Origin of the sequence: Curtobacterium sp. Leaf183 (assembly GCF_001424385.1) — a bacterium.
Classification (GTDB): Bacteria; Actinomycetota; Actinomycetes; order Actinomycetales; family Microbacteriaceae; genus Curtobacterium.
In genome coordinates this window covers 153,537-161,448 of the sequence record NZ_LMPO01000010.1, presented here as the reverse complement: position 1 = coordinate 161,448, position 7,912 = coordinate 153,537, and the positions used below count along the sequence as shown (strand labels likewise).

At 70.9% G+C, this 7,912-nt stretch carries 8 protein-coding genes; 6 read left to right on the top strand and 2 right to left on the bottom strand.

What is annotated here, in order from left to right; translation table 11 throughout:
- Window positions 1-206: 206 nt before the first annotated feature.
- Genes ASG04_RS15360 through ASG04_RS15350 form a run of 3 tightly spaced genes read left to right on the top strand, consistent with a single transcriptional unit; the run spans window position 207 to window position 1,605 of the window.
- Window positions 207-635 carry a fluoride efflux transporter FluC gene (locus ASG04_RS15360; RefSeq protein WP_082518264.1) on the top strand — a complete coding sequence of 143 codons (429 nt, stop codon included), beginning with the start codon at window positions 207-209 and terminating at the stop codon, window positions 633-635.
- Entirely contained in the window at window positions 632-1,006 is a 375-nt protein-coding gene (gene crcB, locus ASG04_RS15355) for a fluoride efflux transporter CrcB (RefSeq protein WP_056126093.1), read from the top strand. The genes ASG04_RS15360 and crcB overlap by 4 nt, the downstream gene beginning before the upstream one ends.
- A complete protein-coding gene (locus ASG04_RS15350; protein ID WP_056126091.1) occupies window positions 1,003-1,605 on the top strand; it encodes a histidine phosphatase family protein in 603 nt (200 codons plus the stop codon). The genes crcB and ASG04_RS15350 overlap by 4 nt, the downstream gene beginning before the upstream one ends.
- A gap of 93 nt (window positions 1,606-1,698) precedes the next feature.
- Here the strand turns inward: ASG04_RS15350 and ASG04_RS15345 are convergent, their stop codons facing one another.
- Window positions 1,699-3,255, bottom strand: a complete 1,557-nt coding sequence (locus ASG04_RS15345) for an MFS transporter (protein WP_082518262.1) — start codon at window positions 3,253-3,255, stop codon at window positions 1,699-1,701.
- 64 nt (window positions 3,256-3,319) lie between these two features.
- The gene (locus ASG04_RS15340) at window positions 3,320-4,387 is read right to left on the bottom strand and encodes an FUSC family protein (RefSeq protein WP_056126089.1); all 1,068 of its coding nucleotides are present in this window, start codon (window positions 4,385-4,387) and stop codon (window positions 3,320-3,322) included.
- 121 nt (window positions 4,388-4,508) lie between these two features.
- Between ASG04_RS15340 and leuC the strand changes: the two genes are divergently transcribed.
- From leuC to murA, 3 genes are read left to right on the top strand one after another with little or no spacing between them, the layout of a single operon-like run.
- Complete coding sequence (gene leuC, locus ASG04_RS15335) at window positions 4,509-5,948, top strand: 3-isopropylmalate dehydratase large subunit (protein WP_056126086.1); 1,440 nt, start codon at window positions 4,509-4,511, stop codon at window positions 5,946-5,948.
- Window positions 5,948-6,544, top strand: a complete 597-nt coding sequence (gene leuD, locus ASG04_RS15330) for a 3-isopropylmalate dehydratase small subunit (protein WP_056126085.1) — start codon at window positions 5,948-5,950, stop codon at window positions 6,542-6,544. The genes leuC and leuD overlap by 1 nt, the downstream gene beginning before the upstream one ends.
- Entirely contained in the window at window positions 6,544-7,911 is a 1,368-nt protein-coding gene (gene murA / locus ASG04_RS15325; RefSeq protein WP_056126083.1) for a UDP-N-acetylglucosamine 1-carboxyvinyltransferase, read from the top strand. The genes leuD and murA overlap by 1 nt, the downstream gene beginning before the upstream one ends.
- Window position 7,912 lies beyond the last annotated feature (1 nt).

The window sequence follows — 7,912 nt, the reverse complement described above, 5'->3', positions numbered from 1 at the left end:
TTCGCCGGCGTCGGCGGAGCCGTCTGCGCCGCCGTCGTGGCCGTTCGGGTTCGCGCCGCCGTCAGCGGGGCCTTCGCCGGCGCTCTGGGGGTCCGTCGTGATGTCGTCGTCGTTGATGGCCATTGGTCGTCCCTTCGGTCGAGCGGCGAGGTGCCGTCTGCGCCCGAGCGTAGGACGTCCGGCTCCGGACGGGCCAAGATCGTCATGTGAACGCCGCACGACCATCCCATCTCCGCTGGCACCTGATCGGACTCGTCGCCCTGGGCGGCGCCATCGGGACCGCCGTCCGTGCTGTCCTGGCCGAGGCCGCCCCCGCCGTCGACGGCGTCAGCTGGACGATCCTGGGGATCAACGTGGTCGGGGCCTTCTGCCTGGGGCTGCTCCTCGAGCACCTGGCCCGGCGCGGTCCGGACGAGGGCCGCCGGCAGACCGTCCGGCTGTTCGTGGGCACGGGTGTCCTCGGCGGCTTCACGACCTACAGCACGCTCGCGGACGACACCGCCCGGCTGCTCACCGACGGACGCTGGGGCGCCGGCAGCGGGTACGCGCTGCTGTCCGTCGTGCTCGGACTCGTCGCGGTCGTCGGGGGACTGGCGCTCGCCGCCCGGACGCGCCGCGTGGGCGGTGCACGATGAGCGCGCTCGACCTCCTGCTGGTCGCGGTCGGCGGCGGTGCCGGGGCCGCGCTGCGGTTCGTCCTCGACGGCGTGGTGAAGGCGCGGGTGACCGGCTTCCCGCTCGGCACGATGGTCATCAACGTCAGCGGGTCCCTCGTCCTCGGGCTGCTGACCGGCCTGGGCGAGGCCGGCACCCTGGCCCTCCCGGTGGTCGCGGTGCTCGGCACGGGCATGATGGGTGGGTACACGACGTTCTCGACGGCGAGTGTCGAGACCGTGCGGTTGCTGCAGTCCGGCAAGACCCGGCTCGCCGTGCTCAACGGCCTCGGCATGCTCGTCGTCTCGGTCGGCGCAGCCGCGCTCGGCCTCTTGCTCGGAAGGAACTCATGACCTCGGAACGCCCCGGCGAACTCGTCCTCGTCCGTCACGGAGAGACGGAGTGGTCCAAGAGCGGTCAGCACACGGGTCGCACGGACATCCCGCTCACCGACGCCGGCATCGAGCAGGCCGAGCGTGCCGGCCGCTTCCTGGCGGACCGCGAGTTCGCGCTCGCGCTGTCCAGTCCGCTCCGGCGCGCGCGGGACACCGCCGCGCTCATCGGCGTCGACCCGGACATCGACGAGGACCTGTACGAGTGGGACTACGGCGCGTACGAGGGACTGACCACCCCGCAGATCAAGGTGCAGCGCCACGGACCATGGGACCTGTGGACCGACGGTGTCCCCGCCGGTGACACGCCCGGCGAGTCCGCGGCCGAGGTCCGCGTCCGGGCCGAGCGGGTGCTCGACCGTGCCCGTCCGGTGCTCGCCGACGGGCAGGACGCGGTGTTCGTCGCCCACGGCCACGTGCTGCGAGCGATCGGCGCCGCCTGGATCCGGCTCGCGCCGCAGGACGGCGCGGTGCTCGCGCTGTCGACGGCCTCGGTCAGCGTGCTGGGGTACGAGCACGGCCGTCCCGTCATCGACGCCTGGAACATCCAGCCCCGGTAGACCGCCAGCAAACCGGCGAAGCTGCGCGTCAGTACGGACGGAACGACACTGCCGATGTCGTACGACAGCGGCAGTGTCGTTCCGCGTCCGCGGTCAGACCGTCGCCTGCGTCCCGCGGACCCGGCCGACCACGACGTCCACGATGCCCGCGACCAGGGCCGCGGCGACGAACCCGAGCGACACCCCGAGTCCGAGCGGCAGCCCGGTCGTGTGGTCACCGTCCGAGCTGGCGAGCGCGGAGTAGAACACGCTGCCGACCGCCGCGATGCCGATCGCCGACCCCACGCGTGCGCCGACCTGGATGAGGCCGCCGGCGGAGCCGCCCTGTTCCACGGGGACCTCCGACAGCGTCAGGGTCTGGTTCGGCGAGATGGTCAGGCCGGAGCCGATGCCCGCGACGAGCAGCGGCGCGATGAGCCACCACCCCAGGTCCGGTCCGTAGTGGTTCGACACGACCCACACCACCGCACCCAGGCCGATGAGCACCAGGATCGTCCCGATGACGATGAGCTGCCGTCCGAACCGGTGCACGATCCGGCCGCCGATCGTCGAGGCGATGCCCGAACCGACCGCGAACGGCACCGACGTGGCGCCGGCGAGCAGCGCCGAGTAGTGCAGGCCCGACTGCAGGGTCAGGGTCAGGACGAAGAACAACGGCGTGAACCCGGCGAAGTAGAGCGTGGCCAGACCGACACCGAGCGAGAAGGACCGGCGGCGGAACAGGCCGAGGTCGACCACGGGCTCCTTCGTGCGCGAGTACCGGCGCTCCCACAGCACGAAGGCCACGGCGAGCACGACGGCGACGACGATGAGCCACCACTTCGTGCCGCTCTTCCAGACCTCGGACTGCACGAACGGCAGCAGCAGGGCGACGACCGCCGCGCCCAGCAGGGCGATCCCGACGGGGTCGAAGTCGTGGCGCTTGCCGCGTGCCGCCTTCGCAGCGGCGGGCAGGTAGCGGAACGCCAGGAGGATCGTCACGAGTCCGACGGGCAGGTTCACGAAGAACACGAACCGCCACCCGTTCTCGGTGCCGAACGCGGTGATCAGCAGCCCGCCGATGAGCGGGCCGATCGCGGTCGCGATGCCGACGGTCGCGCCGAACAGCCCGAACGCGGTCCCGCGCTCCTTGCCGCGGAACAGCTGCTGGATGAGGGCGGTGACCTGCGGGGTGAGCAGACCGCCCGCCAGTCCCTGCACCAGGCGTGCGATGACCAGGACGAGCCCGTTCGGCGCGAACCCGCACAGCGCGCTCGCGACGGTGAACAGCCCGACGCCGATCACGAACATCCGTCGTCGGCCCGAGGCGTCGCCGAGTCGGCCGCCCGGCACGAGGAGCAGTCCGAACGACAGGGCGTAGCCGGACAGGATCCACTGCACGGCCTCGGGGGTCGCTCCTGGCAGGCCGGCCGAGATCGACTGCAGGGCGACGTTGACGATCGACACGTCGAGCAGCACGATGCCACCGCCGAGCAGGCAGATGACGAGGGCCTTCCACCGGTTCGGGTCCGGCTGGTCGTCGGACGGCGGCGGGGAGGTGGGATGCTCGGGGGGACTCGGGGTCGCCGTCGCGGCCACGTGGTGCGCGGCGTGGTGGTCGACGGCGGGAGCCTGGTCGGGCTCGGCGGGCTTGCGGTGATCGGCGCTCATGACGATCCCACGCTAGGCGCGTGGACCTGCGCGGTCCGCGCTGTGCGGTTGCCGGCGTCTCTGGTCAGACCGTCCGGATCGTGCTCGTCGCGCCGAGTGCCCGGCCGCGGTGGCGCTCGATGGCGCGTCCGACGACCAGCAGTGCGACGCTGACGAGCGCGCCGAGCGTCGTCTGTGCGACCCGGTCGAGTGCCAGCAGTTCGGGTGCCTCGGGCACGCTCAACCACGACACCGCGAGCGCGAGCGGGGTGAGGAAGAGCAAGCACACCGCGTAGTTGCGGGCGACGAAGACCTCGGCGAAGAACTGCCCGACCACGGCGATCACGACGATCCACCAGAGGCCCGGTTCGAGCAGCAGGATGCCCACCGCGATCACGGTGCCGCCGATCGTGCCGATGAACCGCTGGAACGCCCGGAGCACCGTGTGCCGCTGTCGCAGTGCGGGCAGCGTCGACACCACCGCGATCACGGCCCAGTAGGGGTGGCCGAGCCCCGGGACCGCCTCGGCGACGGCCCCCGCGACCAGGGCCCCCACGACGTTGAGTCCGACGGTCTCCCAGAGGGCGCGCGTGCGCAGGACCGCGAGCGAGCGGTGCTTCGGTTCGGCGATGGGGCGGAAGCGGTGCGGCGCGCGCGGGTGCAGGGCACGGCGCACCACCGCGCCGGACATCGCCACGAGCCACGCCCACGCGACCGACCCGAGGATGATCGCCGTGACGAGCGGCAGGTCCGTGGCACGCAGCGGGACCAGCGCGGAGACCACGAACGCGAAGGTCGGGAAGATCGGCTGGGCGGGGATCGACCGCAGCGTGCTCAGGGTGCACACCGCGACGACGAGCACCACGACGAGCCCGGCGGCCTGCAGCCACAGCGGAGCCCCGAGCATCGAGACCGCGATGCCTGCGAACATGCACAGCGTCTGCAGGGCGCCGGCGATGCCCGTCGTCACCGCACGCTGCCGGTACGGCTCGGTCTGCCCGAAGATCGCCGTGAAGCCCGCGAACATCGCGAACGCCGCGTACCCGGGCATGCCGAGGGCGATGAGCGCCGCGAGCGGGACGCCGCCCGCGATCGCCGCGCGCGCGGCGCCCTCGAGGTTCACGGTGCGGGATGAGTGCGGGAGCTGCGTCATGACCCGACCATCCTCCCACCGCGACAGGTGTCGCCGAAGGTGAGTGGGGCCTCCCGTCTGGTCCGTCGTTGGTATACCAACGGTGCTAGCATCGCCGGACGAGATGAAGGGCAGGACCGTCATGGGCAGGACGCTCGCCGAGAAGGTGTGGGACGACCACGTGGTCGTGAAGGGCGAGGACGGCAACCCGGACCTCCTCTACATCGACCTCCACCTGGTGCACGAGGTGACCAGCCCGCAGGCCTTCGACGGGCTGCGCCAGGCCGGACGTCCGGTCCGGCGTCTCGACCTCACCATCGCGACCGAGGACCACAACACCCCGACGCTCGCCATCGACCGGCCGATCGCCGACCCGACCAGCCGCACCCAGATCGAGACCCTGCGCCGCAACTGCGAGGAGTTCGGCGTCCGCCTCCACTCGCTGGGCGACAAGGAGCAGGGGATCGTGCACGTGGTCGGTCCCCAGCTCGGGCTGACCATGCCCGGCATCACGGTCGTGTGCGGCGACTCGCACACCTCGACCCACGGGGCGTTCGGCGCCATGGCGTTCGGCATCGGCACGAGCGAGGTCGAGCACGTCCTGGCCACGCAGACCCTGCCGCTCAAGCCCTTCAAGACGATGGCGATCACCGTCGAGGGGGCGCTGCGCCCCGGCGTCACGGCGAAGGACGTCATCCTGGCGGTCATCGCGAAGATCGGCACCGGCGGCGGGCAGGGCTACGTGCTCGAGTACCGCGGCTCGGCGATCCGGGCGCTCTCGATGGAGGGCCGGATGACCATCTGCAACATGTCGATCGAGGCCGGTGCGCGTGCCGGCATGGTCGCGCCCGACCAGACCACGTACGACTACGTCCAGGGCCGCGACCACGCACCGACCGGGGCCGACTGGGATGAAGCGGTCGCCTACTGGGACACCCTGGCGACCGACGACGACGCGGTCTTCGACGCCGAGGTGTTCATCGACGCCGACGCGCTCGAGCCCTTCGTCACGTGGGGCACCAACCCCGGCCAGGGCGTGTCGCTCTCCGAGTCGGTGCCGAACCCGACGGACTACGCGGACCCGAACGACCAGGCTGCAGCGCAGCGCGCGCTCGAGTACATGGACATCGAGGCCGGCACGCCGATGAAGGACATCGCGGTCGACGCGGTGTTCATGGGCTCGTGCACGAACTCCCGCATCGAGGACCTGCGGGCCTTCGCGTCCGTGATCCAGGGCCGGACCAAGGCGGACGGCGTGCGGGTGATGGTCGTCCCGGGCTCCGCGCGGGTCCGGCTCGAGGCCGAGGCCGAGGGGCTCGACAAGGTCTTCACCGACTTCGGTGCGGAGTGGCGCTTCGCCGGGTGCTCGATGTGCCTCGGCATGAACCCCGACCAGCTGGCGCCGGGGGAGCGCTGTGCGTCGACCTCGAACCGCAACTTCGAGGGACGCCAGGGCAAGGGCGGCCGGACCCACCTGGTGTCCCCGCTCGTCGCCGCCGCCACGGCGGTGCGCGGCACCCTGTCCAGCCCGTGGGACCTGGAGTCCACCGAGGCCGAGGCCGTCCTGGAGGGAACCCACTGATGGACAAGATCAGCACCGTGACCGGCATCGCCGCGCCGCTCAAGCGCTCGAACGTCGACACCGACCAGATCATCCCGGCCGTGTACCTGAAGCGCGTCACGAAGACGGGCTTCGAGGACGCGCTGTTCTCCGGCTGGCGGCAGGACCCCGACTTCGTCCTGAACCAGGAGCGCTACCAGGGCGCCCGGGTGCTCGTCGCCGGGCCCGACTTCGGCACCGGGTCGTCCCGCGAGCACGCCGTGTGGGCGCTGCGCGACTTCGGGTTCTCCGTCGTCGTGTCGCCCCGGTTCGCGGACATCTTCAAGGGGAACGCCGGCAAGCAGGGCCTCGTGACGGCGATCGTGACCGAACCCGACGTCGAGCGCCTCTGGGCCGAGATCGAGGCGCACCCGGGGATCGAGGCCACGGTGGACCTTGTGACACAGCGCGTGTCGCTGGGCGATGTGGACGTGGCTTTCGAGATCGACGCTTACACTCGTTGGCGGTTGATGGAAGGGCTCGACGACATCGGGCTCACCCTCCGTGACGAGACCTCGATCACGGAGTTCGAATCCCGCCGGGCAAGCTGGCGGCCGAAAACATTGCCGGTGAAGTAGTGAACTCTCTCGTACAGGACGCAGCGGCCGCAGGGGCGCGCGTGGGACTCAAGTCGGACGAGATCGTCATCCGCGGTGGCAAGCCGCTGGTCGGACGCATCGAGGTCCGTGGCGCGAAGAACCTCGCGACGAAGGCGATGGTCGCGTCGCTCCTGGGTGACACGCCGTCGATCCTCAAGGACGTGCCGGACATCTCCGACGTCAAGGTCGTCCGCGCGCTGCTCGAGGTGCACGGCGTGCGCATCACCGATCCTGCACGAGGCGAACTCATCCTCGACCCGTCGAACGTCGAGTCGGCGCACTTCGCCGAGATCGACGCGCACGCCGGGTCCAGCCGCATCCCGATCCTGTTCTGCGGCCCGCTGCTGCACAAGCTCGGCGAGGCCTTCATCCCCGACCTGGGTGGCTGCCGCATCGGCGACCGCCCGATCGACTTCCACCTCGACGCCCTGCGCGCGATGGGGGCCGTGGTCGACAAGCAGATCTCCGGCATCCACATCACGGCGCCGAACGGCCTCAAGGGCGCGAACATCGAACTGCCGTACCCGAGCGTCGGTGCGACCGAGCAGGTCCTGCTGTCCTCGACCCTGGCCGACGGCGTGACCGAACTCCGCAACGCCGCGATCGAGCCCGAGATCATGGACCTCATCGCGATCCTGCAGAAGATGGGCGCGATCATCACGGTCGAGCCCAGCCGCACGATCTTCATCGAGGGCGTCAAGTCGCTGCGCGGCTACACCCACCGGGCGATCAACGACCGCAACGAGGCAGCGAGCTGGGCCTCCGCCGCGCTCGCGACCAACGGCGACATCTTCGTCGAGGGCGCGAAGCAGCAGGAGCTCATGACGTTCCTCAACGTCTTCCGCAAGGTCGGCGGCGGCTTCGACATCCAAGAGGACGGGATCCGGTTCTACCGCGAGCTCGACGTCCTCAAGCCCGTCGTGATCGAGACCGACGTGCACCCCGGCTTCATGACCGACTGGCAGCAGCCGCTCGTCGTCGCGCTGACGCAGGCCGAGGGACAGAGCGTCGTGCACGAGACCGTGTACGAGAACCGCTTCGGGTTCACCGACGCCCTCAACGAGATGGGCGCCGACATCGTCGTGCACAAGGAGGGGCTGCCCGGGCACGACCGCCGCGTCGCCCGGCGTCCGTTCGAGCAGGCCGCGGTCGTCACCGGCCCGACCAAGCTCCACGGCGCCAACGTCCGCGTGCCCGACCTGCGCGGCGGCTTCAGCCACCTCATCGCCGCACTGACCGCCGAGGGCGAGTCGCACATCACGAACGTGGGCATCATCAGCCGCGGGTACGAGCACTTCATCCCGAAGCTGCGGAAGCTCGGCGCGGACTTCGACTTCGCCGGCTGAC

Excerpts from the sequence above, each read along its gene's own strand:
- crcB (WP_056126093.1), top strand. The coding sequence starts at position 632 with ATGAGCGCGCTCGACCTCCTGCTGGTCGCGGTCGGCGGCGGTGCCGGG.
- ASG04_RS15350 (WP_056126091.1), top strand. The coding sequence starts at position 1,003 with ATGACCTCGGAACGCCCCGGCGAACTCGTCCTCGTCCGTCACGGAGAG.
- ASG04_RS15345 (WP_082518262.1), bottom strand. The coding sequence starts at position 3,255 with ATGAGCGCCGATCACCGCAAGCCCGCCGAGCCCGACCAGGCTCCCGCC.
- ASG04_RS15340 (WP_056126089.1), bottom strand. The coding sequence starts at position 4,387 with ATGACGCAGCTCCCGCACTCATCCCGCACCGTGAACCTCGAGGGCGCC.
- leuC (WP_056126086.1), top strand. The coding sequence starts at position 4,509 with ATGGGCAGGACGCTCGCCGAGAAGGTGTGGGACGACCACGTGGTCGTG.
- leuD (WP_056126085.1), top strand. The coding sequence starts at position 5,948 with ATGGACAAGATCAGCACCGTGACCGGCATCGCCGCGCCGCTCAAGCGC.